The organism is Aeromonas veronii bv. veronii (genome assembly GCF_000820225.1).
Lineage (GTDB): Bacteria > Pseudomonadota > Gammaproteobacteria > Enterobacterales > Aeromonadaceae > Aeromonas > Aeromonas veronii.
Genome location: NZ_CDDK01000002.1, coordinates 90,778 through 114,318, shown reverse-complemented (window position 1 = coordinate 114,318; position 23,541 = coordinate 90,778). Strand labels below are relative to the sequence as shown.

Below are 23,541 nucleotides of genomic sequence, written 5' to 3'. Positions count from 1 at the left end.
CCACTGTTTGCCTTTGATCCCTATCAATAAAGGTGCCGTCACCGTGATTCATTAGCATAATATGTCGGCCATGTAACAATTTTTCGTTATTTCAACTGCCGGAAAACCTTTATCACCCCATATCCGGGAATTGTGTGACGCGACTCCCCTCTTTTTTGCGTTGGATCAACATATGACGGCGCCGAACTGGCGAAGATGCGCTTCGACACATAGCGACCATTTCGCGCCGGAGAGAGTTATGACAAGCCAAGCCACCGCAGGTGCTTCGACCTGCGACTACAAGCTGTGGGACATCCTCGTCGAGTCTGCAAAGGAACGCACTACCATTCGTTACTCCAAACTGGCCAAGCAGGCCGGGCTGGAGCAGTGCCAGGATGAACTGCGCACCCTGCTGCAACGCATCCGCATGTACTGCACCGAAAACAACCTGCCGATCCTCTCCGCCATCGTGGTGGACGACGTGGGCAAATACACTGGCCTCTCTTCCAGCCTGCCTGATGCACCCTGGGAACGGGCCCGGGTCTTTGACCATGAGTGGACCACCCTGCACTGATTGAGGTGCTTGATGATGCCGACCAAAACGCGCCCGCTGGCGCGTTTTGGCTATCTGGCGTTTGCCCTTTCTCTTTTTCTCCTGCAAAAGCGGCTCTTCTCCCGCAATAACCGCCCCATCGGGCATACCCGCCGCACCGCTTCTGATCTTGATCTCAAAATCGCCGTTCAGGTGTGACCAGTTCCGGTAAAACCCGCGAGCCGGACCATCGGCGTTGCCATGGGATTGCCACAATGCCAGAATCGGGCTCTTGCACTGTGTTGATTCGGATTTTCGGGACGCGGCCCACGGCCAGCGCACACAAGAGAAGGACTCCCCATGGCCATCACCCTTTATGGCATCAAGAACTGCGACACCATCAAGAAAGCCCGCAAGTGGCTGGATGAGGCCGGTATCGACTACCGCTTTCACGACCACCGCGCCGACGGCCTGAACCCGGACGATCTGGACAGCTGGCTGGCAAAACTCGGCTGGGAAGCCCTGCTCAACAGTCGCGGTACCACCTTCCGCGCCCTGCCGGATGAGGCCAAACAGGGGCTCGACACCGCCAAGGCGCGCGCCCTGCTGCTGGAACATCCGGCCATGATCAAGCGCCCGCTGCTCGACCGTGACGGCGAACTGACCCTGGGTTTCAAGGCTGATCACTACCAATCCCTCTTCTCCCGTTAAGGACAACTAAGGACAACTGATGTCGGATGTCATCGCACTGGCCAAGGATCTGATCCGCCGCCCCTCCGTTACCCCCCTCGATGAAGGGTGCCAGACCCTGATGGCGGAGCGCCTCGCCAGGATCGGGTTCGTTATCGAGCCCATGGTGTTTGAGGACACCACCAACCTCTGGGCCCGCCGCGGCAGCGAGGGGCCGCTGTTCTGCTTCGCTGGCCACACCGACGTGGTGCCCGCCGGGCCGCTGGACAAATGGCACACCCCGCCGTTCGAGCCGACCATCAAGGATGGTGTGCTCTACGGGCGCGGCGCCGCCGACATGAAGGGCTCGTTGGCTTCCATGGTGGTGGCGGTCGAGCGCTTCGTGGCCGAGCATCCGGATCACACCGGGTCCATCGCCTTTCTCATCACCTCCGATGAGGAGGGGCCCTTTATCAATGGTACCACCCGGGTGATCGACACCCTGGAGGCCCGCAACGAGAAGATCCGCTGGTGCATCGTCGGCGAGCCCTCCTCCACCGCCGTGGTCGGGGATGTAGTGAAGAATGGCCGCCGCGGCTCCATCACCGGCGATCTGCTGGTGCGCGGGGTGCAGGGCCATGTGGCTTATCCCCATCTGGCGGACAACCCCATTCACAAAGCCGCGCCAGCGCTGGCGGAACTCGCTGCCACCGTGTGGGATGAGGGTAACGCCTACTTCCCCCCCACCAGCTTCCAGATCGCCAACATTCAGGCCGGCACCGGTGCATCCAACGTCATTCCGGGCGAGTTGCAGGTGCAGTTCAACTTCCGCTTCAGCACCAAACTGACCGACATGGATATCCGTGAGCGGGTCGAAGCGCTGCTGGATAGACATGGCCTCGATTATCAGCTGAGCTGGACCCTCTCCGGCCAGCCATTCCTCACCGACACCGGCGCGCTGCTCGATGCGGCTGTGGCGGCCATCGAGGCGGTGAACGGTCAGCGACCGGCCCTGCTCACCACCGGCGGCACCTCCGACGGGCGCTTTATCGCCCCCACTGGCGCCGAGGTGATTGAGCTTGGCCCCGTCAACGCCACCATTCACAAGGTGAACGAGTGCGTGAAGGCGGACGATCTGGATCTGCTGGCCGACATGTACCAAGGGGTGCTCGAGAGATTGCTGGCATGACGCAGGAACAACTGCTGGGGCTCGACGAAAGCCACCTTATTCTGGTGGGGCGCGGCCCCCATCGTCTGACTGCCGCCACCGCGGCGGCCTTCAACGACATGCAGGTGGCAGCCGCCTATGAGGGATTCAACCTGCAGGCGGCCTCCAGCTGGCGCAGCTTCGAGCGCCAGCTCGCCATCTGGAATGGCAAGTGGCGCGGCGAACGCCCTCTGCTCGATGCCAACAGTCAGCCCATCGATGCCCTGCAACTCGGCGATGAGGAGCGGCTGCACGCCATCCTGCGCTGGAGCGCTCTGCCCGGCACCAGCCGTCACCACTGGGGCACCGATCTCGATATCTACGACCCGGACTGTTTGCCTGCCGATACCAAACTGGCACTGGAGCCGTGGGAGTATGAAGCCGGGGGCTGGTTTGCGGATCTCAGCGAGTGGCTCAGCGATCATATGAGCGACTTCGGCTTCTTCCTCCCTTATGCCAAGCCGCTCGGGGCAGAGAGCGGGGTCGCCTACGAGCCCTGGCATATCAGCTTCTCGCTGGAGTCCGACGAGCAGCGACTCGATCCCGCGGCACTGGCGCTTTGCCTGCAACAGGTGGATATTGAAGGCAAGTCGACCATATTGGCCAACCTTGATGAAATTTTGGCCCGTTATGTCACCACCTGTCCTGACGAAAGGAAAATCCCATGAATCTCTGGCTGTGGATAGGGTTGCCGCTGCTGTTCCTGCTCGGGCTGTTTCTCAATGCCATCAAAGACATGAAACGGCTGGAGAAGCAGTTGCCCAACTACAAGGACAAGATCCGCGAAGTGAAGGATGACGAGGACGACTGAATCCCGCCCCATCCCGTGGGGAGCGCCCTTGTGCTCCCCTCTCCCTCTGCTGTGCCGTTTCGCTTTTCCCCGCCCTCTCCTCCCTGCGCATCCTGAAATCGACGCTCCTTTGACTCCGCTTTCGTTAACCCCGTCACTGTCAGAATATGGCGCGGCCATGCTGAAAAAAGGGATGAAAAATGTAAGAAAGTGCAAATTGATGCACAAATAAGCCACACAAGGGGGGCCTAACTGCATATAATGTGCCTACTTTGCACATTACCAGGAAGGAGTTCGCCCTTGGATGCCGCTACCATCAACAGTTTCTTTTTTGTCGCTGCCCTGTTGGTGGGAGCCAGCGTACTGTTGAGCGCCCTCTCTTCCCGCCTCGGTATTCCCATTCTGGTTATCTTCCTCGCCGTCGGCATGCTGGCGGGTGAGGATGGCCCCGGTGGCATCCACTTCGCTGACTACTCCATCGCCTATCTGGTGGGCAACCTGGCGCTTGCCATCATTCTGCTCGACGGCGGCATGCGCACCCGGGTCTCCTCGTTCCGGGTGGCGCTCTGGCCTGCCCTGTCGCTGGCGACGGTCGGGGTGGCCATCACCACCGGCCTGACGGGGCTTGCCGCCGCCTGGCTGTTTGACCTCAACCTGATGCAGGGGATGCTGATCGGCGCCATCGTCGGCTCCACCGATGCGGCGGCGGTTTTCTCCCTGCTTGGCGGACGCAGCCTCAACGAGCGGGTGAGCGCGACGCTGGAGATAGAGTCAGGCAGCAACGACCCCATGGCGGTGTTTCTTACCGTCACCCTGATCGAGGTGCTCGCCACCGCCCAGCAGGGGCTGGATGGGGGCTTCCTGCTGCTGCAACTGGTCAAGCAGTTTGGTCTTGGCGCCGGGATTGGCCTTGGCGGCGGCTGGCTGCTGTGGCGCCTCATCAACACCGCCCGCCTGGCGCCGGGACTCTATCCGCTGCTCACCGTCAGCGGCGGTCTGCTGATCTTCGCCCTCACCACGGCGGTCGGTGGCAGCGGCATTCTCGCCATCTATCTCACCGGTCTGTTGCTCGGCAACCTCGCCCTGCGCAGTCGCAGCACTACCTTGTCGGTGCTGGACGGTCTGACCTGGCTCAGCCAAATCGGCATGTTTCTGGTGCTGGGGCTGCTCGCCTCCCCCCACAAGCTGCTGCCCATCGCCCTGCCCGCGCTGGCGCTGGCGATGTGGATGATCCTGTTTGCCCGCCCGGTGTCGGTCTGGATCGGGCTGCTGCCGTTCAAGAACTTCGCCCCCCGCGAGCGCTGGTTTATCTCCTGGGTCGGCCTGCGCGGCGCCGTGCCCATCATTCTGGCGGTGTTCCCCATGATGGCGGGGCTGCCCAACGCCCAGCTCTACTTCAATGTCGCCTTCTTCGTGGTGCTGGTCTCGCTGATTTTGCAGGGCAGCTCGCTGCCGCTGGCCTCAAAACTGGCGCGGGTGGAGGTACCGGCACCGCCGTCCCCCATCAACCGCTCCGGGCTCGAGATCGATCTCGACAGCCAGTGGGAGACCTTCGTCTACCAGCTGGGGGAGGAGAAGTGGTGCATCGGCTCGCCACTGCGGGATCTGCAGATGCCCGCCGGCACCCGGATCTGCGCCCTGTTTCGTGGCCGCGAGCTGCTCCACCCCTCGGGTAGTACCTGTCTGCAGGCCGATGACATCCTCTGCGTGATCGGTCACGAACGTGACCTCCCTGCCCTCGGCCAGCTCTTTAGCCAGGCGCCGGAGCAGGATCTCGGCCCCCGCTTCTTCGGTGACTTCCTGCTGGAAGCGGCGGCACGGCTGGTGGATCTCGCCCCTCTCTATGGGCTGGATGTGAGCGAGGTGGCGGATCAGACACTGGGCGATTTTATTGCCAACCAGTTGGGCGATAATCTGGTAGTCGGTGACAACATCGAATGGCAGGGCCTGATCTGGACCGTGGCCGAAATGGACGAGAGCGTGCCGGGCAAGGTCGGGGTGCGCTTTCAGGAAGAGGACCCGGTCTGACTGACCGTCCCGTATCAAGTCCCCAGCAAGAAGGGAGAGTGTTATGCCATATCAAAGTTTGCTGTCCGGCCCCCTGCCCCCCGCTTCCAATCTGGGGGTCATTGAAGGCTTTTTTGGCAAGGGATGGAGCTGGCAGGCCCGCGCCCGCTACGCCCAGTGGCTGCCACGCCATGGTTACGGCTTCTATATCTATGCACCGAAAGAGGATGGCTATCTGCGTAAGCACTGGGCCCTCCCCTGGCCCGAGCAGCAGCTGGCCGATCTCGCCGAGCTGGCGCGCCAGTGCCGCGCCAACGGGCTCGCCTTCGGGGTGGGCTTGAGCCCCATGGGGGCTCATCACGACTATAAGCGGCAGCGCCCGGCGCTGCTTGAGAAAGTGCGCCTCATCGACGAGATGCTGCAGCCCGATATTCTGGCAGTGCTGTTTGACGACATGAAGGGGGATACCCCGGACCTGGCCCGCCACCAGCTCACCATCGCCCACGACATCGCGGCTCACAGCAAGGCAAGCCGCCTCATCTTCTGCCCCAGCTACTACTCGACCGACCCGGTGCTGGAGAAGGTGTTCGGCGCCATGCCTCCCCGCTATCTGGAGGAGCTTGGCGAGCAGCTCGATCGCCGTTTCGAGATCTTCTGGACCGGCCCCAAGGTCTGCTCCAGCGAATATCCGGCCAGTCATCTCAAGCAGGTGACCGAACTGCTCGGCCGCAAGCCCTTCCTGTGGGACAACTACCCGGTCAACGATGGCAGCAAGGCGAGCAGCTACCTGCACCTGCGCGCCTTCGAGAATCGCCCTGCCGAGCTGGCGGAGCTGGTCGCCGGCCACGCGGTCAACCCGATGAAGCAGGCGGCACTCTCCGCCCTGCCCCTCGCCACCCTGCCGATGAGCTACCGACTCGGCAAGCAGTACGACCCCGACAAGGCGCTGCATGCCGCCCTCAACGCCACCTGCGGCCCGCAGATCTCGGCGATGATCGAGGCCGACCTGCCGCTGTTTCAGGATCTGGGGCTGGCGCAGCTCACCCCCGAGCAGATTGCCGCCCTCAAAGCGCGCTATCTGCCGTTTCGCGACCAATCCTGCGTCGACGAAATCGTGCGCTGGCTGGATGGGGAGTATGTGTTCGACCCCGACTGCCTGACCGACTAAACCACCCCTGCGGGGGGCAGAAAGGAGGTTGTATGGATGCACACCTGCTTTACCAGAATCTGGCGGTGATCGCTGCCTTCTTGCTGATCTACAGCCTGATCGCGGGGCGCTTTGAATCAAAACTGGTCAATGGCCCCCTGCTCTTTCTGCTGACCGGCTGGTTGCTGGGGCCGGGAGGGCTTGAGCTGCTCTCCCTCTCTATCGACAGCGCTGGCATCAAGCTGCTGGCCGAGCTGACGCTGGTCATCGTGCTGTTCAACGATGCCGCCAACACCAACTGGCAGGTATTGCTGGCCAACCGCCAGCTCCCCATCCGGCTGCTGCTGATCGGCCTGCCCCTCACCCTGCTCTGTGGCGCCCTGTTTGGCCACTGGATCTTCCCCGACCTGCCACTGCTGGAGATGGCCATCCTCTCCACCATTCTTGCCCCCACCGATGCGGCGCTCGGCAAGGCGGTGGTAAGCAACCCCGCGGTGCCTGCACCTGTGCGTGAAGGGCTCAATCAGGAGAGCGGCCTCAACGACGGCATCTGCGTACCGGTGCTGCTTCTGCTGCTGGCCCTTATCGCCCCCACCGAGCAGCACGCAGGCACCGCCACGCTGGCTATCACCCTGATGCTGGAGGAGATCGGCATTGGTCTGCTGGTCGCCTTTGTGCTGACCAGCCTCACCATCCGGCTGTTGAAAATCTCCTATCTCAATGGCTGGCAACTGCCGCTCTGGCGTCAGCTCACCATGCCGGGGCTGGCCCTGCTCTGCTTTGCGCTGGCCCAGACTCTGGGGGGCAGTGGCTTTATCGCCGCCTTTGTCGGCGGCCTCTTTATCGGCCACCGCCTCGGCGAGCACAAGCACGCCTATATGGACAGCTGCGAAGGCTACGGCGACCTGCTCTCCGTGGTGATCTGGATGGTGTTTGGTGCAACCCTGATGCCCATTCTGCCGGAGCTGCTGCACTGGCAATACTGGCTCTATGCCATTGCCAGCCTCACCCTGCTGCGGATGGTGCCGGTTTGGCTCAGCCTCATCGGTACCGGCCTCAAGCCGGAGCTCAAGCTCTTTATCGGCTGGTTCGGCCCGCGGGGCCTTGCCAGCATCGTCTTTGCGGTGATGGTGCTGCAAAATGAGCCCTCCCTGATTGGCCAGCGCCCCATCATCGCCACCGTGCTCTGCACCATCATATTGAGCGTCATCCTGCACGGCCTCACCGCCAACCCATGGGTTGAGCGTTTCAAGCCTCGCTGAGCCACTCGGCGCCCATAAAAAATGCCACCGAGCGGTGGCATTTTTCTTTTGTGGCGAGGGTCACTGACGGCTCTTACCCGAGCGCCAGCCAGACTCCCACCCCCAGCATCAGGGTACCGGCGATGCGGTTCATCAGGGTGACGTTGCCGCTCTTGGCAAGGAAGTGGCGCAGGGTGCGGCCACCGCTGGCGTAGAGCAGCAGGCAGGAGAACTCGATGACCAGGATCAGCGCCACCAGCGCGCTGATCTGCGGCGCCATCGGCTTGTCGGCAGAGATAAAGGGGGGCAGCAGAGAGATCATGAAGGCCCACCCTTTGGGGTTGGCGATGGCGGTGACAAAGCCCTGCAGCGCCAGCCCCATGGCGCTGGTCTGTTGACCGGCCGAGAGATCCGCCGGAATGGCCATCTTCCCTTTAGCCTGCCACATCTGGATGCCAAGCCACACCAGATAGGCGCCCCCCACATATTTGAAGGCGGCGAAGATCCCCGGATAGTTGAGCATGATGGCTGCCACCCCGATCACCGACAGCACCGATACCAGCCCGACGCCGATCAGCTCCCCCCACATCATGTGCAGGGTACGGCGCACCCCCAGGCTCATCCCCAGGGTCATCGACAGGGTCATGCACATGCCGGGGGTCACCGAGACAAAGAAAAAGGTCGGGATAAACAGAGCCAGAATGGCCGGATCGATCCAGCTGGACACAACACACCTCCATATGACGAGAGCGGGAAATCACGAAAACGGGACAGGATTGACACAACCCAGCCAGTTGTACCACATATTCAAGGGATAAAGCGCTCAATCATGCCTAAATGGCTCCTTTCTCACAAGAAAAAACCTTTTCTTCAGCACATTTCAGCAATAAAAGCCTGTGACAGCTCCTGACGTGCATGTGTAAGATGTCGGCTCCTCCAATTCCGGATTAGAGCCACTTATGTCATTGAATAATCTATCAATACGCGTTCAGGTCTTGATACCTTTGCTGCTGGCCAGCCTGCTGATGATGGTGATGATCGCCATCAGCAAACAGGGTCTGGATGAAGCCATCAATGACATAGATGAGACGACCCAGAGCGTGGTCCAAAACAAGGACGATATTGCCAAACTGATCCACGCCACCTATCGGCTGCGCACCAGCGCCATCTATGGCCTCTACGATGCCAAGCTGTTTGCCGCCCTGCCCGCAAACCTCAACAGCGCCGAGCAGGAGATCAACGCCATCCTCAGCCGTCTGGTGCTCCCCGGTGCCGAGCAGGATAACCGTCAGGTCGCTGCCGCCCTGCAGGCCTACCTCAGCCATACCCGCAGCAACATGCTGCCGCTGCTGACGCAACAACATCAGGGTGGCGGCGATCCGGTCGCCTACGAGGCGGCTCGCCTCCATTTCCGCGAGCTGGGTGAACAGCTGATCAAGCAGATCGACAGCATGTCCGCCCACATCAACCAGCTGATCCAGCAAGAGCTGGCCGAAGAGCAGGCCCACTACGACGCCACCCTGCTGCGTACCCTGCTGCTCACCGCCGGTACTCTGCTGGCGGCGCTGATCTGCGGCTGGGTCCTCTCCGGGCGCATCGTCAGCCCCATCAGTCAGCTACAAGAGGTGATGCACGCCGTGGCGCAAGGGCGCTTCAACGTGCGCGCCAAAGCGGAGGGCAACAACGAGCTGACCCGTCTGGCCAAAGATATCAATCTCACTCTGGGGCAACTTGGTAGCACCATCGAGAACCTGACCGGGATCAGCAACAGCGTCGCCTCCGCCGCCACCGAGCTGGCCGCCGTGATGACCCAGTCCGAGGCCAATGCAAAACAGCAGCACAGCGAGATCGAACAGGTCGCCTCCGCCGTAACCGAACTATCCAGCACCGCTGATAACGTCAACCACAATGCAGCCATCGCCGACGAGCTGGCACGGGATGCCAATGGCCGGGTCGAACAGGGGCTCGCCCTCTTTACCGAAAGCATCGCCGCCAACAGCCGGATGGCAGGCAGTCTGGAAGATGCCGCCGCCATCGTGGCCCAGCTCAAATCCCAGTCCGAGCAGATCGGCAAGGTAATTGAAGTGATTCAGGGGATCTCCGAGCAGACCAACCTGCTGGCGCTCAATGCCGCCATCGAAGCGGCCCGTGCCGGCGAAACCGGACGCGGTTTTGCCGTCGTCGCTGACGAGGTGCGGATGCTGGCTGCCCGCACCCAGGACTCCACCAAGGAGATTCAGGCCATCATCGAGCGGCTGCAGAGCCAGTCCCAATCCGCCAACAACGGCGTGCAGGAGACTTTGGAGATCCTCAGCCATAACCAGCGTTTGTCCGCTCAGGTGCAGGATCTGCTAAGCGGCATTACCGGTGCCGTGCGCCAGATCAACGACGCCAACGCCCAGGTCGCCACCGCTGCCGAGGAGCAGTCCTGCGTCACCGCCGACATCAACCGCAACATCACCAATATTCACGAGATCGTGAGCCAGAGTTCCGCCGCCATCAGCCAGAGCGCCAGTGCCAGCAACGAACTCTCCCTGCTCGCCGAGCAGCAACGCAAGCAACTGGCCCAATTCCAGCTGTAAGCGCACAAAGTGAACCAGACAAAAAGGCCCGCAAGGGCCTTTCTTGTTGATGGAGCAATGGCTTTGTCTCTGTTTTAAACGCCATTTTTTGGCCGTTGGTGCCATAAGGGGCTGGGCTGCCCTGTCAAATATCGGTATGGTAGAGGCACGTTACTCCCCCTCACGTGAGCACACCATGAGCCTGAGATTCAAGAAACCCGCTTTTATCGCACTGGGGCTCATCGCCCTCATTTCCGCCGCCTGGCTCGACTACTACCTGCCGGAGCACACCATCGCTACCATCACAGGGGTCGAGGTGAAGCGCACCGACAAGGATGGCCCCATCAGCCAGAAAAACCCGGCTGACGGCCCCACCACAGACGTCTATTACATCTACACCGAGCGCCCCGGCGAGAAGATCCGGGTGTTTCGCAATGAAGATACCGAGTGGGGCTGGCCCTTCTACTTCAAGTTCAACGCCGCCGACGTCCAGGCCAAGGCCAAGTCGATGGAGTTCGAGAAACGCCTGGCCATCATCACCTCCTACGGCTGGCGCGTGAACATGTTCTCCATGTTCCCCAACGTCACCAAGATTGAGAGTACCGAGCCTGACGCCTCCACCTGGAGCTTCTTCCGCTGGTTCTGGTTCGGCCTCTGGGCGCTGGTGATGGGCAAAGCAGCCATTGCGACCTGGCGCTACTTCGATCGTCTTGAGGACGAGCTATGAGTGAGCCGAGCAAGACCCGCACCAGCTTCTACCGGCGGCTCTACGTGGCCTGGCTGATCAGTCAGGGCACGGATACGGTGCCTGCCATTATGGAGGCGACCGGCATGCCGCGCCGCACCGCGCAGGATACCCTGACGGCACTGGCCGAACTCGATATCAGCTGCGCCTTCGAGCAGACCGAGGGGGCTCGCCATCTGCAGGGGCACTACCGCATCAGCGACTGGGGTCCCATCAATCCGGCGTGGATCAAGGCTCAACTGCCGCTTATCAAAGAGACGTTGAGCTATCCCTGAAATGATGTCGAGTCAGGCCTGCGACTGGGGAACCTATTGCAATCCGGCATGGATCAAGGCGCAACTGCCGCTTATCAAAGAGACGCAGAGCTATCCCTGATCAGGGCGCTAAGCAACAATAAAAAAGAGGGGCCAGCCGACAAGGCTGGCCCCTCTTTTTTCAGGCCGATGGCGTAACAGGTCGCCCTACTCGGGCATGGCCGAATCCTCAAGTTCTCCGTCAGACTCGCCGCGGGTGCAGTCGATGATGGAGCGCTTGGGGTTGTTGGGATCGCGCAGCAGCAGGGGCGCCAACCCCTCGTCATGCTTCTGCTCGTCACCAAACTCGCTGCCGTAGGCGTTGTGGGTCAACCGGCGGGCATTGGCGATGGGGGTATCGACAAACAGGGCGTGCACTTCGAAGCTGGAAGCGGGCACGATAAAGCCGACCACCGGCAGGCCGTGCAGCTCCTCGTGCACCTTGTACCAGGCAAAGCCGTCGTTCACCTTGTAGGGGGTGTAGTTGGCCAGTTGTAGATTGGCTGGCCTGCCCGTCTCATCCACATAGAGATCGGTAAATTCACAGGTCGCCAGCCCCTGCCACATCCGCTCGAATGGCGTTGCACACCCTGTCAGTTGCAACCCGGCCAGCAGCACCAAGCCTCTCTTCCACATTCCCCGCCCCTTCTTGCAAAAATGAACCGGCGCTCAGTCAAACGCCCGCAGCCGCGTCACCAGCAGATCAATAAAGCCCGGACGATCCAGCCCCAACAATACCAGCGCATTAGCTGGCTTGCCGGTCAGACCATAACGATCAACCACCGTCATCCCTACTGTATGCTCCCCGCTGGTCTCGATATCGACCCGGCACTCGACCCCGTGGAACAGCTCGGGCGCCAGCAACCAGGCAATGGTACAGGGGTCGTGCAGCGGTGCCCCAGCAAATCCCCACTTGGGATCCCGGTGGTAGATCATGAAAAAGTCGAGCAGCCCGGCGACGCACTGGGCCACCGGATTGGTGATGGTGCGCACCCGCTCGATATCCTCATCCATCACCTGCGCCTCATGGGTCACATCAAGACCACACATGGTGATGGGGATACCCGACTTAAAGACCATATCGGCCGCTTCCGGGTCCACATAAATATTGAATTCCGCGGCCGGCGTCCAGTTGCCAGCCCCTGCGGTGCCCCCCATCAAGACAATGCGGGCAATCTTGGGTTTGAGCTCGGGATGCGCCGCCAGCAACAGGGCGATATTGGTGAGCGGGCCGGTCGGCACCAAGGTAACCGGCTCCGGGCTCTCGCGCAGACATCTGGCCATCAGCTCGATCCCCGTCATGGCCTGCGGGGCAAAAGCGGGATCCGGCAGTTTGGGGCCATCGAGACCCGATTCGCCATGGACGTTGTCGGCGATGATAAGCTCCCGGGCCAGCGGTTTTGGAGCCCCGGCCGCCACCGGAATATCGTCCCGCCCCAGCAAGGTGAGGATGCGCAGGGCATTGTTGAGAGTCTTGTCCGGTGTCTGGTTGCCCGCGCTGGTGGTGACCGCCAGCACCTTCAGTTCAGGGCTGGCCAGCGCCAGAATGAGGGCGATGGCATCGTCGTGGCCGGGATCACAATCGAGAATAACGGGCAGTGCCATAGGATGAGTCCTTACAACATAACAGGGAGCCATACCTTAACAAGCAAGCCTCGGATGAACTCGGGAAGGGGTCACAAAACGGGGCCTTGTTGCTGACCTGGCGGTTTGCACGGCACGCCACCTCGTTCAACACGGCTCATAATCAAGAGGTTGCATAAAGCCATCCCGATCATTCTCCGAAACAGCGCACCGCCCATTCGCCCGGCCGCGCCGGTTCGGGTATGATCGCACCCCGTTTTCTGCCCGTGCCCCCTATGTCCGTTATCGTCGACACCTTTATCGCCCCGCCCTGCAGTGCCGCCATCGAGACCCTGTTTGAGGATGAGCATCTGCTGCTCATCAACAAGCCGAGCGGCCTGCTGAGTCTGTCAGGCAAGAACCCGCAAAACCTCGACTCGGTTCACTATCGACTGGTGCAGGATTACCCCGGCTGCACCCTGGTGCATCGCCTCGATTTTGGCACCTCAGGCATCATGGTGGTGGCCAGAAACAAGGCCATCAATGCCCTGCTCTGCCAGCAGTTCAGTCAGCGGGCGGTGAGCAAAGCCTACAGCGCCCTGCTGTGCGGTCATTTGATTGACGACGAAGGGGTTATCGACGCCCCCATCGCCAAGGATCCGGCCCTCTTTCCGCTGATGAAGATCTGCGCCGCCAGCGGCAAACCCGCCCGCTCCCGCTATCGGGTGATTGAGCGGCTGGCGCAGCAGATACAGGGGCAGACCGTGCCACTGACCCGGGTACGACTGGTGCCGGAGACCGGCCGCACCCATCAGCTACGGCTCCACAGCCAGCTGCTGGGCTACCCCATCCTCGGCTGCGATCTCTATGGTGGCCTGCTGCCGCCCGGCTGCGAACAGGCGCCGCGGCTGATGCTGCACGCCAGCAAGCTGGATTTTACTCATCCGGTGAGCGGCGAGCCGATGCAAGTACGCTGTGCTGCGCCTTTTTAAGTGCAACAAGTAGGAACAATAAGCGCGAGTGCGACGGGATCAGTGAAAGGGGTGACGGGAGAGGAAAAGCGGCAAACGGCAGATAAAGATAGGGGCCGCGCTTTCGCAACGGCCCCCACCCCCCACTCTTTGTGGTGCTATCAGATCAGCTTGCGGGCAGCGCCCAGTACGATCTTGATGGCATCAGATTCGGTTTTCGCCATGGTCTCGGCGTTCGGGATCTCTTGCTGGGTACGGTTGACGATAACGCCAGCCACCATACCGGCACGCAGGCCCTGGCTGGAGCACATGGTCAGCAGGGTTGCGGACTCCATCTCATAGTTCAACACGCCCATGGCTTGCCACTCTTTCATGGAACCCTGGAAACGGCTCACTACGCGGCCGGATACGGTGTCGTAACGCTCCTGACCCGGGTAGAAGGTGTCAGAGGAGGCAGTCACACCGATGTGCAGCTTGGAGCCCATCTCTTTGGCGGTGTTGACCAGCGCTGTGGTGCAGTCGAAGTCGGCAACAGCCGGGAACTCCATCGGTGCGAAGTGCAGGCTGGCACCGTCGAGGCGCACGGAGCCGGTGGTCACGATCACGTCACCCACGTTCAGGTGCGGCTGGATGGCGCCGGTGGTGCCGATACGCAGGAAGGTGCGGATGCCCAGCTGGGCCAGCTCTTCCACTGCAATGGAGGTGGACGGGCCACCGATACCGGTAGAGCAGATGATCACGGCCTTGCCGTCCATCTCGCCGCGCCAGGTAGTAAATTCACGATGGCTGGCCAGGTGCACCGGGTTATCCAACAGCTCTGCGATACGCTTCACGCGCTCGGGGTCACCGGGGACGATCGCCAGGGTGGCGCCTTGCAGATCCGCTTTCTTCAAACCCAAGTGAAATACATCAGACATACTGGACTCCTGGTTGCCCCCTGCCAGCATGGTCAGGGCACAAGTTAAGATGATTCTTTATGATACTTTCAAGCCTTTACCCCCTCTTCGGGGAGGCGCCAACTATGGTCGAAAGCGCTTTCCAATTCCTTGAAGCGCCTCACACTTCCACGCATTGACAGTGACAAACATTGCGCAAAACGTTTGCTAACTCAATGAAATAATTGACAAACGTTTTTCTGCAAATCGAGTCAGATGCGGGAAAGTCAAGCCTGGTTCAGCGCTTAATTAACGACTCGTGATCGGCCCCGTAAAGTTGTAAACAAGATGCTTTTGTATCCCTTTCTAGATGGTAGCCTAGCTCTCAACTACCACTTAATGGCTAACTATAGGAAGTCAATCATGGCTACATTCAAATTCTATATTCCCGCAATCAACCTGATGGGTGCCGGCTGTCTGCAAGAGGCTGCCGCCGATATCAAGGGTTACGGCTATCGCAAGGCGCTGATCGTCACCGACAAAATCCTCAACCAGATCGGTGTGGTTGCCAAGCTCACCACCCTGCTGGCTGAACATGGCATTGAAAGCGCTGTTTTCGATGAGACCAAACCCAACCCCACCACCAGCAACGTCGAAGCGGGTCTGGCCATGATCAAGGCCAACTGCTGTGATTGCGTCATCTCGCTGGGTGGCGGCTCGCCCCACGACTGTGCCAAGGGCATCGCGCTGGTCGCCGCCAACGGTGGCAGCATCAAGGATTACGAAGGGGTGGATCGCTCCGCCAAGCCGCAGTTGCCGCTTATCGCCATCAACACCACCGCCGGTACCGCCTCCGAGATGACCCGCTTCTGCATCATCACCGACGAAGCGCGCCATGTGAAAATGGCCATCATCGACAAGCACGTTACCCCGCTGATGTCGGTCAACGATCCCGAGCTGATGCTGGCCAAGCCAGCCGGTCTCACCGCCGCCACCGGTATGGATGCCCTGACCCACGCCATCGAGGCCTATGTCTCCACCATCGCCACCCCGGTGACCGATGCCAGCGCCGTGATGGCCATCGAGCTGATCGCCAAGCACCTGCGCACCGCCGTTCACCACGGCGATGATCTGCACGCCCGCGAGCAGATGGCCTATGCCCAGTTCCTGGCCGGCATGGCCTTCAACAACGCAAGCCTGGGCTATGTGCACGCCATGGCCCACCAGCTGGGCGGTTTCTATGACCTGCCCCACGGTGTCTGTAACGCCGTGCTGCTGCCCCACGTTCAGACGTTCAACGCCCAGGTGAGCGCCGCTCGTCTGAAGGATGTGGCCCGCTACATGGGGGTGGACGTGAGTGCCATGAGCGACGAGCAGGGCGCCGCCGCTGCCATTGCCGCCATCAAGCAGCTGGCGCTGGATGTGAAGATCCCCGCCGGTCTGGAGCAGCTCGGCGTCAAGGCCGATGACTTCGATACCCTGGCCAGCAACGCCCTGAAAGATGCCTGCGGCTTCACCAACCCGAAACAGGCGAGCCACGAAGAGATCGTCGCCATTTTCCGCGCGGCGATGTGACCCTGTTAACACCTTGAATAGCGAGGGGCCACTCAGGCCCCTCTTTGCATTATTTCGTCAACACGACATCGTTGATGGAGCTCGCCAACCGGGTCAGTACAGTACGAATATTGCTTTTGGTTGCTTTGAAGGCCAGGGAGCGATCACTGGCACACTGAGCCACGAAACGGGTATCCCCTTCGAACGCCACCGTATAGATCTGGATCCCCTTGCGTTTCATCTCCCGGCATAACAGCAACTGCTTGCGATCCCGCAATGCCGCCTCGGTCATGTGTTCCCCATCGGAAAACAGCACCATGATCTTGCGGTTATCCTGTAACTCATATGGGCGCGGCAAAGCTGCCGCCCCCTGCCGCCAGCGTCCCTGCCACTCTGGTGAAAGCAGCCGCCAACCCCACATCACCCCCTCTGCCGTGTTGGTATTGAATGCGGCATAGAGGGTATCAAGCGCCTGACGATAGTCGGCACGGGTCGACAGGTGCGCCTGAATGGGGCTCACCCCGCAATCCGGATCATCGAAGATGCCGAGCTTGTCACGGCGGTTCTCCAGATAGCGATCCAGCGGATTTTCTTTTGGCGCAAAGGCCAGCAAGGGCGTCCCATCGCCATAACGGGCAATGGGGGGAGGCTTGGTGCTGTAAAAAAGATGGGGCCTCAGTTCATCCCGCGGGGCCTGCTCCAGTTTGCGGATCCAGCCGGGCGTGACCTCTGCCACCCGATCGATACCATCAACATGTTCTGGCAATCTGGCACAGAATGCCTTGCGTTGACGCCCAGGCACCTCTCGCGACAACAGATTGAGCCAACCACGCTCCTCTGCCAGCGTCCGCAACCCGAAGGGAATTTCGATGCTTTCGGGATGAAACAGCTCGGGATGATCGCCGATATTGACCAGCCCGGTGGCGGGAATGATGCTGACTACCCGCTCCTGATTGCGCCGCTCGCGACCAAACAGCACCTCGCCAAACTCGACAAGGCCCTGCTTGATTGCCTTCATGGGTGCACCTGACATGGAATCGGAAATATCCAGCACCAGCGCGACTTCGATCCGGCTTCGTGCACTGCTGGCACGCGCAGCCGCCGCAATCGGCATCCCCTCCTCCCCTTCATCTATCGCCGAGAGATCCATCAGAGCAGGAACTTTTCCCTGCAAGATCACCTGCGCCCCCTGCTCTCCCTGGCTCAGGCGGGGAGTAGCCACCTGCAGATTACGCCCGCTCAGATTGGCCTGCATCAGCGCCTGGGCATCTTGCAAGGCTGTGTCGCTATCTGCCGCAGAGTAGATGACTGCATCGGCAGCGGCGCTGAGCAGACTCTGGCCGTTGTAACCGCGCACCAGCTCGATGGCGACCCCGGTCAGCGCCAATACCCCGACCAGCATCAATGCGAATGCCGGAGATAAGCCGCCACGCTGTTCAGACAATAGTGGCATCAGTGGACCTCCTGAATAAAGTGGGTGGTCAATGCACGATCGCCCCACAGGCGGCTAAACATGCCCCCCCCTTCCAAATCCGGGCGATAGCAGAGGGTCACCCGCATCAAGGTGCCAACCCGCAGCGGCGGCCAATTGCCCTGCCCGACACAGCCACTTCCCTGCAACAACGGCAACAGTTCACCACTGGCGCTGTTGTACTGCTCTATGGTCAACGCCGCTTGCCCACCATGCAGAGCCGCCAGTTGCTGCTGCACAAATCCTTGATAAAACGCCAGCTGGGAAACTGCCGCCGCATCCTGCGTGACCCCTTGCTGGGTCACGATCTGCGTCACGTTATAGGCCACATTGTGCAACCGCTGTTCAAGGCGCAGCAGTTGCAATGCCTCGTTGCCAAAACTGAGCAGGGCCAACAGCGCGGGGATAAACAGCATCGCCTCGATGCTGATGCTCCCTCTGTTTTGTGCGGGTCGAGAGATGGTTCTGCTCATCCTGCACCACCTGCCGGCAACCGGTCAGTCAGCAACAACAAGGTGCTCTGATAACCCAGCTGGCGATCGGCCACCAGCCAGCTCGGAGTCAGCAGCAAACGGGGGCGAAGTCTGGCAGTCACCTCCAGCACGGGATCGGCTGGCGCACGGGTGTCACTGCCAGGATCCAGCCCTCCCTCTTGTTGTCCCAACATGGCTGCAAGTGACACATGATGCCTGACAGTCACCTCCACACCAGCCAATTCACCGTGCCCTTGCTTCAGTAACCGCTCCCGAATAGCGCCAGCCAAGGGGATCCGCCCGGCGGCCGACTCTGCCTGCAGCTCCCGCAATGCAGCGCGCAGGCCATACTCCAGGGTGCTGTATTGCAGCTGTATCCGCAGCACATCCACCACCAGCAACAACAACGCCAGCAGCAGTGGCAAGATGATCACCAGTTCGATGCTGGCCACGCCACGCTGATGATTCACACAGACTGCCCTCTGAGTTGCGCCTTGAGCAGCCGGATATCGTGTTCCAACTGGCTGGCACTGAGAAAGCGCGACAGGATGAGGCGAGCCTGAGGTTCATTGCCCTCGGCCAGCAGCAGCAGGGCGTAGTTCATCTCCACCTGGGGTGGCAGGCTCTGATAATGCAGCAGCGGCTCGAAGGCCTGACGAGCTGCGACCCGGTTACCCTCCATCAACCAGCCCAATGCCAGATTGCCCCGATAGTCAGGCTCATCCGGAGCAGCGGCGACCGCCGCCTCAAACAGCGCTCGCCCTTTGGCAAACGCCCCCTGCCGCAGACTGGCTACCCCCAGCCCGTTGCTGAGCCGGGCCCGTGCCAACGGTGTCAGCTCCGGCAAAGCGAGTCCTTGACGATAAGCGGTTGCGGCCTCCTCCGTGCGCCCATCATCGAGCAGGAACTTGCCCAGATAATTGGCCGCCTCCGGTGCCTGCTTGCCAGCGCGGTCGAGCAGCTGTTGCAGGCCATCGCGCGCGGCCTGCTTTTTATCTTGCTGATAACGGGTTCGCGCCAGCATCAGCTGCGCCTCTTCCAGCGAGGCATCACTGCTCAAGAGCGCCAGATAGAGGCGTTCAGCCTTCTCATACTGGGCAGAATCAAAAGCGGCCTTGGCCACCGCCATGCCATTGCTTTGACTCTGTGCCGATGCATCACCATGGCTGCTGCATCCCGCCAGCAGAAGCAGCGAGATAAAAATGAGGTAATAGCTTGATTTCATATCCGATTCCATCACCTGCTCAACGCAGGCTGTTGATCAACAAATTGAGGGTGGGGGCAATGATCAGCACCAGCATGGGCAACATGATGAGCGCCATCTGGATGAGGGTGATCTTGCCCGGCAGGGAGCCTGCCTGCTCCTCCAGTGCCAGTCGTCGCATCTGGCGCGCCTCCTGACTGATGGTGCGCATGGTCTCGGCCAATGGCGACCCGTACTGCTGAGCCATCTGCAAGGTGTTGGCGAGACGATCCAGCTCGGGCAAGCCGGTCCGCCAGGCAAGCCGTGCAAGACAGCTGGCCTGATCGCCGCGCATCTGGATCTCGGCATGAGTACGCAAGAATTGCCGGGCAAGCCCCGGCTCCAACGCCTCCAGATAGTGGCCCACTCGCAGCAACGCCCGATCCAGCGCAAGCCCCGCCTCGACACTGATCACCAGCAGGTCGATGGCATCAGGCACCACTTTCTGCTGAGCCGCCTTGACCTTGCGGGCTCGCCACTGCAGCCAGCGCTCCGGCAAACCGGCCCCTACCACATAGGCCATCAGTACCCACATCAGGGTGAATCCATCGGCCGGGGCACCCAGCAGGCGCCATGTCAGCACCATGATGGCCAACCCCAGCCCCCCCAGCAGCTTGGCACCCCGTAACCGGTCAAAACCCTGGCTGGCAAAGATCCCGGCTTGCGCCAGTAACTGCTGCAAGCGTGCCTGCTCGCGGCCGCCCACCGGATAACCGCGGCCGCACCACGCCAGCCACTCACGCCCCGGCACCTTTGCCGCAGCAAGAGTGGCATAACGGCGACACTGTTGTTGCCACTGTTGCTGTTGCCGGTAACCGTACCAGCCCGTCACAGCGGCAAGCGCAAGCGACAGCAGTGCCAATGCGAATAGTTGGGTAACAGCCATGACCTACCCCTGCAGACGCGTGAGCCGGCGGATAAGCCAAAGCCCCACCGCCACGCTGATTGAGACATACCCCATCACCCACTGGCCGCTGGCCGTGGTCATCAGATAGGTAAAGTGCTCCCGCCCGGTACTGAACAGCACCAGCAGGATGATGACAGGCAGAGCTGCCAATACCTTGGCAGAGTTGCGACTCTCGGCGGTGATGGTCTGGATGCTGGCCGCCAGGGTCTGACGGGCACGCAGGGTTTCGACCAGTTGTGCCAGCACGTCGGAGAGGCGACCACCGGTCTCTTGCTGCAGGCTGAGCACTATGGTCAGAAACTGGAACTCGGCCACCGTGACCCTGTTTGCAGCCTGTCGCATCACCTGCGCTACCGGTTGCCCCACCTGCAACTCGTCGTGCATCTGGGCAAACAGCCGTGACATCAAGCCGCGCTGCTGCCGTGCCACTTGCTGGAAAATATCGGCCAGCGGCGCCCCCACCCGCAGCGCCCGGATCATCCCGTCAATCACCTCGGGCAGGCCGGTGCGAAACTGCTCCAGCGCACGCTGTTGCAGTTGTTGATAGAGCAGCAGACCAAGCAGCAGCGCACCACCAACCGCCAGCAACAACGCCAGCCAAAGCGGCATGCCATTGGCGACCAGCAAGATGCAGGCAAGTGCGGCGCCTGCCGGCCCCTGCCAGCACCAGCGTGTCAGTTGTTCCTGACCCACCATGGTCACCATCTGCTGATACCACTGGGGCAAGGGACGCGCCGCCTCCCGGGACTCCGGTTGCCCGCCATAACGCTGGCTCTGTTGCAGCCAGGCTTCACGCCGACTCTGCCACTGCCAGAGCAGCAGACAGGCCGCCCCCCAGCCAAGGCAGACGGATAACAACACACTCATGCGTCCTCCTCCCCATCTTCATCCATGCACGCCTGCAACTCGGCTAGCAGGCCCGCCTGACGGGCCTTTTCTTGTACCCCGGCCGAGAGCGGATGGGCCATGAAGCGCCCCTGCAACTTGCCGTGCAGCTCGGACTCCAGCACGAAACGAAACACCGGTTGCATCCTGATCTGGCCTCCCTCCAGCGCCGTGATTTCACTGATGGCAGTGATGCGGCGCTGACCATCGCGCATCCGCTCCAGTTGCACCACCAGATCCACCGCGCTGGCGATCTGGGCCTGAATGATCTGCTCGGAGAGGCGCTCCGCCCCCATCTGCAACATGTTGGTCAGGCGCAGCAGCGCATCTTCCGGGGTGTTGGCGTGCAGGGTGCAGAGTGAACCGTCATGGCCGGTGTTCATCGCCTGCAGCATGTCGAACGCCTCGGCGCCGCGCACTTCCCCCAAGATGATCCGGTCCGGCCGCATCCGCAGCGCATTGCGCACCAGCGCCCGCACGCTCACCTCCCCCTTGCCTTCGGCACTCTCGTTGCGCGTTTCCAGCGGTACCCAGTGCGGCTGCTCAAGAGAGAGCTCGGCAGCATCTTCAATGGTGATGATCCGCTCGTCGTCGTTGATGTGCTTGCTCAGAGCGTTGAGCAGGGTGGTCTTGCCCGACCCCGTCCCTCCCGAGATCAACACGTTGAAACGACTGCGAGCAGCCAGACCGAGAAAGCGGGCCATGGCGTCCGACAATGCCCCTTTCTCCACCAGATGAGCCAACGTCAGGCGGCTACTCGGGAATTTACGAATGGAGATGGAAGTGCCGCACAGGGCGATCGGCGGTGCAATGACGTTGACCCGGCTGCCATCGGCCAGACGGGCATCCACCATGGGGGTGGACTCATCCACCCGCCGTCCCACCGCATTGACGATCCGCTGCGCCACATTGAACACATGCTGACGGTCGCGAAAGCGCACCCCCGATAACACCAGCTTGCCGTGCCGCTCCACATAGACCTTGTCCGGACCATTGACCAGAATGTCCGACACCTCGGGATCATCGAGCAGGGGTTGCAGCGGCCCGACCCCCACCATCTCGTCCACCAGTTGCCGCCCCAGCAGGAGCAACTCCTGACGGTTGTAAGGGAGCATGCGGCGGCTCGAGAGCTGCTCGAGAGCATTGGCGACCCGCTCCAGCAATGCATCACGGGGCAAGGTGGCGGCCACCGAGGGCTCCACCAGCTCGTAAAACGCCTCGCGCGCGGCCTCAGACATGGTCAGCAGCGCCCCTTGTACCGGCGGCTGCCGATTGCTGGCTTGTCCAAACATCAGCGCAATCCTCCCCGGCGGCGTCCCGCTGGTTGAGTGCCAACCAGCTCGGCTGCCAGCCACTTGATTGCTCGGGCCAGTTTGCTTTTTTGCTTGATTAGCGCCATACCGGCCCGCTCGGCTCGCACAAAGGCGCCGTGGTCATAAGGCAATACGGCTGCATGAGGTTGACCACAGACCCGATCCAGCTCCGCGGCGGGCACTCGTGCCTCCTTGCCGCGGCAATGGTTGCCTACCAGCAGGTGACGTTGAGCCTGTCCCCCTTTGGGCAAGTTCCCCAGCAGTCGCAATGCCCCCAGACTGAAATCGTGCAACCAGATCACCACATCTGCCTCTTGCAGCAAGGCGCGTAACCCATGGCTGCGCAGGTCCGGCACATCGATAATGAGGGTGCTGTAGTGCTCCGCCATCACATTGACCGCGGCCACCAGCTGCTCGGCGCCGAGCACCAGCTCAGCGCCCTCGTCATAGAAAAGGAACAACCGTGGCCCGAGTTGATGAGCGGTGTGGGCCAGCAGGGTGCCATCTAACCGATCGGTTGCCTGCCACCACTGCTCGCCGGGCGGGGCATAGTCGCTGCCCAGCAAAATGGGGTGACGGCTGTGATAAAGATTGAGATCCAGCAGGGCCACCTGACGGTGATGCTGCTCTGCCAGCTCCAGTGCCAGATTGGCGCAGACGGTACTGGTGCCCACGCCACCCGCGGCACCCACGACACAGATCACTCTCCCTTTGCGCAAGGAGGTCACCAGCGGCACCCCCAGCAGACGCAGCAGACCTGCACGAAGCGCATCAGGATCCAGCGGCGCCGGGTAGTAATCATCCACCCCCACCGAGATCAACCAGCGAAACAGGGCAACATCCCCCCGCTCCCCCAGCAGCACCAGCCGCATCTGGGGTGGACAACATTCAGCAAGCGCCGCCAGATCGGCCGCCAGCGTCTGCTGATTTTCCACCTCCACCAGCAGGATATCGGGCGCACCGTGAGCCAGGCAGTGCGCTCTGGCCTCCGCCAGAGAGCCCGTCAGCTGCAGGTGCTCCACATCGCTCAACCCGGCCATCACCCGCTCGACCCCGGCACTCAAGGCGGGCTGGCGCGTCACGGCCACCAGCCGTTTGGCTTGTTCACTCATGAC

General features: G+C 61.3%; 26 protein-coding genes. 14 read left to right on the top strand and 12 right to left on the bottom strand.

Features of this window, described 5'->3' with window-relative positions; all coding sequences use genetic code 11:
* Window positions 1-238 precede the first annotated feature (238 nt).
* The 9 genes from BN1139_RS00500 to BN1139_RS00470 all read left to right on the top strand — a co-directional run bounded on the left by BN1139_RS00500 (window position 239) and on the right by BN1139_RS00470 (window position 7,593).
* Window positions 239-553 carry a hypothetical protein gene (locus tag BN1139_RS00500; RefSeq protein ID WP_005337929.1) on the top strand — a complete coding sequence of 105 codons (315 nt, stop codon included), beginning with the start codon at window positions 239-241 and terminating at the stop codon, window positions 551-553.
* Window positions 554-565: 12 nt separating this feature from the next.
* The gene (locus BN1139_RS21235) at window positions 566-730 is read left to right on the top strand and encodes a hypothetical protein (protein ID WP_155396127.1); all 165 of its coding nucleotides are present in this window, start codon (window positions 566-568) and stop codon (window positions 728-730) included.
* Window positions 731-871: 141 nt separating this feature from the next.
* The gene (locus BN1139_RS00495) at window positions 872-1,222 is read left to right on the top strand and encodes an ArsC family reductase (RefSeq protein ID WP_005337930.1); all 351 of its coding nucleotides are present in this window, start codon (window positions 872-874) and stop codon (window positions 1,220-1,222) included.
* Window positions 1,223-1,241: 19 nt separating this feature from the next.
* Window positions 1,242-2,369 carry a succinyl-diaminopimelate desuccinylase gene (gene dapE, locus BN1139_RS00490; RefSeq protein WP_013723941.1) on the top strand — a complete coding sequence of 376 codons (1,128 nt, stop codon included), beginning with the start codon at window positions 1,242-1,244 and terminating at the stop codon, window positions 2,367-2,369.
* Entirely contained in the window at window positions 2,366-3,055 is a 690-nt protein-coding gene (locus tag BN1139_RS00485; RefSeq protein ID WP_013723942.1) for a M15 family metallopeptidase, read from the top strand. Before dapE ends, BN1139_RS00485 begins: the two co-directional genes overlap by 4 nt.
* A complete protein-coding gene (locus BN1139_RS21560) occupies window positions 3,052-3,198 on the top strand; it encodes a hypothetical protein (RefSeq protein WP_005337933.1) in 147 nt (48 codons plus the stop codon). Before BN1139_RS00485 ends, BN1139_RS21560 begins: the two co-directional genes overlap by 4 nt.
* A 279-nt stretch (window positions 3,199-3,477) precedes the next feature.
* Window positions 3,478-5,205 carry a potassium/proton antiporter gene (locus BN1139_RS00480; RefSeq protein ID WP_013723943.1) on the top strand — a complete coding sequence of 576 codons (1,728 nt, stop codon included), beginning with the start codon at window positions 3,478-3,480 and terminating at the stop codon, window positions 5,203-5,205.
* Window positions 5,206-5,248: 43 nt separating this feature from the next.
* Window positions 5,249-6,352 carry a beta-N-acetylglucosaminidase domain-containing protein gene (locus tag BN1139_RS00475; RefSeq protein WP_013723944.1) on the top strand — a complete coding sequence of 368 codons (1,104 nt, stop codon included), beginning with the start codon at window positions 5,249-5,251 and terminating at the stop codon, window positions 6,350-6,352.
* 32 nt (window positions 6,353-6,384) lie between these two features.
* Window positions 6,385-7,593, top strand: coding sequence for a cation:proton antiporter (locus BN1139_RS00470; RefSeq protein WP_013723945.1), 1,209 nt, complete (start codon window positions 6,385-6,387; stop codon window positions 7,591-7,593).
* Window positions 7,594-7,666: 73 nt separating this feature from the next.
* Here the strand turns inward: BN1139_RS00470 and BN1139_RS00465 are convergent, their stop codons facing one another.
* Entirely contained in the window at window positions 7,667-8,299 is a 633-nt protein-coding gene (locus BN1139_RS00465) for a LysE family translocator (RefSeq protein ID WP_005344345.1), read from the bottom strand.
* Window positions 8,300-8,531: 232 nt separating this feature from the next.
* On the opposite strand from BN1139_RS00465, the gene BN1139_RS00460 reads away from it, so the two are divergent.
* The 3 genes from BN1139_RS00460 (at window position 8,532) to BN1139_RS00450 (ending at window position 11,153) form a co-directional block, all read left to right on the top strand.
* Window positions 8,532-10,154, top strand: coding sequence for a methyl-accepting chemotaxis protein (locus BN1139_RS00460; RefSeq protein WP_041915419.1), 1,623 nt, complete (start codon window positions 8,532-8,534; stop codon window positions 10,152-10,154).
* Between the two features lie 175 nt (window positions 10,155-10,329).
* Window positions 10,330-10,860 carry a DUF1523 family protein gene (locus BN1139_RS00455; protein WP_005350438.1) on the top strand — a complete coding sequence of 177 codons (531 nt, stop codon included), beginning with the start codon at window positions 10,330-10,332 and terminating at the stop codon, window positions 10,858-10,860.
* Window positions 10,857-11,153, top strand: a complete 297-nt coding sequence (locus tag BN1139_RS00450; protein WP_005337957.1) for a winged helix-turn-helix domain-containing protein — start codon at window positions 10,857-10,859, stop codon at window positions 11,151-11,153. The genes BN1139_RS00455 and BN1139_RS00450 overlap by 4 nt, the downstream gene beginning before the upstream one ends.
* Before the next feature lie 186 nt (window positions 11,154-11,339).
* Here BN1139_RS00450 and BN1139_RS00445 read toward each other — a convergent pair whose 3' ends face one another.
* A complete protein-coding gene (locus tag BN1139_RS00445; protein WP_041915420.1) occupies window positions 11,340-11,807 on the bottom strand; it encodes a hypothetical protein in 468 nt (155 codons plus the stop codon).
* Window positions 11,808-11,840: 33 nt separating this feature from the next.
* Window positions 11,841-12,776, bottom strand: a complete 936-nt coding sequence (gene rihA, locus BN1139_RS00440; protein ID WP_013723948.1) for a pyrimidine-specific ribonucleoside hydrolase RihA — start codon at window positions 12,774-12,776, stop codon at window positions 11,841-11,843.
* Between the two features lie 254 nt (window positions 12,777-13,030).
* Here rihA and BN1139_RS00435 point away from each other — a divergent pair, with 254 nt between their 5' ends.
* Window positions 13,031-13,726 carry an RluA family pseudouridine synthase gene (locus BN1139_RS00435; RefSeq protein ID WP_005350426.1) on the top strand — a complete coding sequence of 232 codons (696 nt, stop codon included), beginning with the start codon at window positions 13,031-13,033 and terminating at the stop codon, window positions 13,724-13,726.
* A 140-nt stretch (window positions 13,727-13,866) separates the two neighbouring features.
* On the opposite strand, the gene udp is transcribed toward BN1139_RS00435, so the two are convergent.
* On the bottom strand, window positions 13,867-14,622 hold the full coding sequence (udp, locus tag BN1139_RS00430) for a uridine phosphorylase (RefSeq protein WP_005337975.1): 756 nt from the start codon (window positions 14,620-14,622) through the stop codon (window positions 13,867-13,869).
* A gap of 381 nt (window positions 14,623-15,003) precedes the next feature.
* On the opposite strand from udp, the gene yiaY reads away from it, so the two are divergent.
* Window positions 15,004-16,155: an L-threonine dehydrogenase gene (gene yiaY / locus BN1139_RS00425; RefSeq protein ID WP_005350423.1), complete on the top strand. Its 1,152-nt coding sequence runs from the start codon at window positions 15,004-15,006 to the stop codon at window positions 16,153-16,155.
* A gap of 49 nt (window positions 16,156-16,204) precedes the next feature.
* Here yiaY and BN1139_RS00420 read toward each other — a convergent pair whose 3' ends face one another.
* The 8 genes from BN1139_RS00420 to BN1139_RS00385 are packed head-to-tail and all read right to left on the bottom strand — an operon-like array spanning window position 16,205 to window position 23,538.
* Complete coding sequence (locus BN1139_RS00420; RefSeq protein ID WP_013723949.1) at window positions 16,205-17,587, bottom strand: vWA domain-containing protein; 1,383 nt, start codon at window positions 17,585-17,587, stop codon at window positions 16,205-16,207.
* Window positions 17,587-18,078: a hypothetical protein gene (locus tag BN1139_RS00415; protein ID WP_013723950.1), complete on the bottom strand. Its 492-nt coding sequence runs from the start codon at window positions 18,076-18,078 to the stop codon at window positions 17,587-17,589. Before BN1139_RS00415 ends, BN1139_RS00420 begins: the two co-directional genes overlap by 1 nt.
* Complete coding sequence (locus BN1139_RS00410) at window positions 18,075-18,548, bottom strand: TadE/TadG family type IV pilus assembly protein (RefSeq protein WP_005359316.1); 474 nt, start codon at window positions 18,546-18,548, stop codon at window positions 18,075-18,077. The genes BN1139_RS00415 and BN1139_RS00410 overlap by 4 nt, the downstream gene beginning before the upstream one ends.
* Window positions 18,545-19,303, bottom strand: a complete 759-nt coding sequence (locus BN1139_RS00405) for a tetratricopeptide repeat protein (protein WP_013723951.1) — start codon at window positions 19,301-19,303, stop codon at window positions 18,545-18,547. Before BN1139_RS00405 ends, BN1139_RS00410 begins: the two co-directional genes overlap by 4 nt.
* A 19-nt stretch (window positions 19,304-19,322) precedes the next feature.
* Window positions 19,323-20,207 carry a type II secretion system F family protein gene (locus BN1139_RS00400; protein WP_005359308.1) on the bottom strand — a complete coding sequence of 295 codons (885 nt, stop codon included), beginning with the start codon at window positions 20,205-20,207 and terminating at the stop codon, window positions 19,323-19,325.
* A gap of 3 nt (window positions 20,208-20,210) precedes the next feature.
* Window positions 20,211-21,095 carry a type II secretion system F family protein gene (locus tag BN1139_RS00395; protein ID WP_005359307.1) on the bottom strand — a complete coding sequence of 295 codons (885 nt, stop codon included), beginning with the start codon at window positions 21,093-21,095 and terminating at the stop codon, window positions 20,211-20,213.
* Window positions 21,092-22,405 carry a TadA family conjugal transfer-associated ATPase gene (locus tag BN1139_RS00390; protein ID WP_013723952.1) on the bottom strand — a complete coding sequence of 438 codons (1,314 nt, stop codon included), beginning with the start codon at window positions 22,403-22,405 and terminating at the stop codon, window positions 21,092-21,094. The genes BN1139_RS00395 and BN1139_RS00390 overlap by 4 nt, the downstream gene beginning before the upstream one ends.
* Window positions 22,405-23,538, bottom strand: a complete 1,134-nt coding sequence (locus BN1139_RS00385; RefSeq protein ID WP_013723953.1) for a CpaE/TadZ family protein — start codon at window positions 23,536-23,538, stop codon at window positions 22,405-22,407. The genes BN1139_RS00390 and BN1139_RS00385 overlap by 1 nt, the downstream gene beginning before the upstream one ends.
* Window positions 23,539-23,541 lie beyond the last annotated feature (3 nt).

What these genes read in the sequence shown, in the direction of transcription:
- BN1139_RS00500 (WP_005337929.1), top strand. Translation starts at nt 239, where the DNA reads ATGACAAGCCAAGCCACCGCAGGTGCTTCGACCTGCGACTACAAGCTG.
- BN1139_RS21235 (WP_155396127.1), top strand. Translation starts at nt 566, where the DNA reads ATGATGCCGACCAAAACGCGCCCGCTGGCGCGTTTTGGCTATCTGGCG.
- BN1139_RS00495 (WP_005337930.1), top strand. Translation starts at nt 872, where the DNA reads ATGGCCATCACCCTTTATGGCATCAAGAACTGCGACACCATCAAGAAA.
- dapE (WP_013723941.1), top strand. Translation starts at nt 1,242, where the DNA reads ATGTCGGATGTCATCGCACTGGCCAAGGATCTGATCCGCCGCCCCTCC.
- BN1139_RS00485 (WP_013723942.1), top strand. Translation starts at nt 2,366, where the DNA reads ATGACGCAGGAACAACTGCTGGGGCTCGACGAAAGCCACCTTATTCTG.
- BN1139_RS21560 (WP_005337933.1), top strand. Translation starts at nt 3,052, where the DNA reads ATGAATCTCTGGCTGTGGATAGGGTTGCCGCTGCTGTTCCTGCTCGGG.
- BN1139_RS00475 (WP_013723944.1), top strand. Translation starts at nt 5,249, where the DNA reads ATGCCATATCAAAGTTTGCTGTCCGGCCCCCTGCCCCCCGCTTCCAAT.
- BN1139_RS00470 (WP_013723945.1), top strand. Translation starts at nt 6,385, where the DNA reads ATGGATGCACACCTGCTTTACCAGAATCTGGCGGTGATCGCTGCCTTC.
- BN1139_RS00460 (WP_041915419.1), top strand. Translation starts at nt 8,532, where the DNA reads ATGTCATTGAATAATCTATCAATACGCGTTCAGGTCTTGATACCTTTG.
- BN1139_RS00455 (WP_005350438.1), top strand. Translation starts at nt 10,330, where the DNA reads ATGAGCCTGAGATTCAAGAAACCCGCTTTTATCGCACTGGGGCTCATC.
- BN1139_RS00450 (WP_005337957.1), top strand. Translation starts at nt 10,857, where the DNA reads ATGAGTGAGCCGAGCAAGACCCGCACCAGCTTCTACCGGCGGCTCTAC.
- BN1139_RS00445 (WP_041915420.1), bottom strand. Translation starts at nt 11,807, where the DNA reads ATGTGGAAGAGAGGCTTGGTGCTGCTGGCCGGGTTGCAACTGACAGGG.
- rihA (WP_013723948.1), bottom strand. Translation starts at nt 12,776, where the DNA reads ATGGCACTGCCCGTTATTCTCGATTGTGATCCCGGCCACGACGATGCC.
- BN1139_RS00435 (WP_005350426.1), top strand. Translation starts at nt 13,031, where the DNA reads ATGTCCGTTATCGTCGACACCTTTATCGCCCCGCCCTGCAGTGCCGCC.
- udp (WP_005337975.1), bottom strand. Translation starts at nt 14,622, where the DNA reads ATGTCTGATGTATTTCACTTGGGTTTGAAGAAAGCGGATCTGCAAGGC.
- yiaY (WP_005350423.1), top strand. Translation starts at nt 15,004, where the DNA reads ATGGCTACATTCAAATTCTATATTCCCGCAATCAACCTGATGGGTGCC.
- BN1139_RS00420 (WP_013723949.1), bottom strand. Translation starts at nt 17,587, where the DNA reads ATGCCACTATTGTCTGAACAGCGTGGCGGCTTATCTCCGGCATTCGCA.
- BN1139_RS00415 (WP_013723950.1), bottom strand. Translation starts at nt 18,078, where the DNA reads ATGAGCAGAACCATCTCTCGACCCGCACAAAACAGAGGGAGCATCAGC.
- BN1139_RS00405 (WP_013723951.1), bottom strand. Translation starts at nt 19,303, where the DNA reads ATGAAATCAAGCTATTACCTCATTTTTATCTCGCTGCTTCTGCTGGCG.
- BN1139_RS00400 (WP_005359308.1), bottom strand. Translation starts at nt 20,207, where the DNA reads ATGGCTGTTACCCAACTATTCGCATTGGCACTGCTGTCGCTTGCGCTT.
- BN1139_RS00395 (WP_005359307.1), bottom strand. Translation starts at nt 21,095, where the DNA reads ATGAGTGTGTTGTTATCCGTCTGCCTTGGCTGGGGGGCGGCCTGTCTG.
- BN1139_RS00390 (WP_013723952.1), bottom strand. Translation starts at nt 22,405, where the DNA reads ATGTTTGGACAAGCCAGCAATCGGCAGCCGCCGGTACAAGGGGCGCTG.
- BN1139_RS00385 (WP_013723953.1), bottom strand. Translation starts at nt 23,538, where the DNA reads ATGAGTGAACAAGCCAAACGGCTGGTGGCCGTGACGCGCCAGCCCGCC.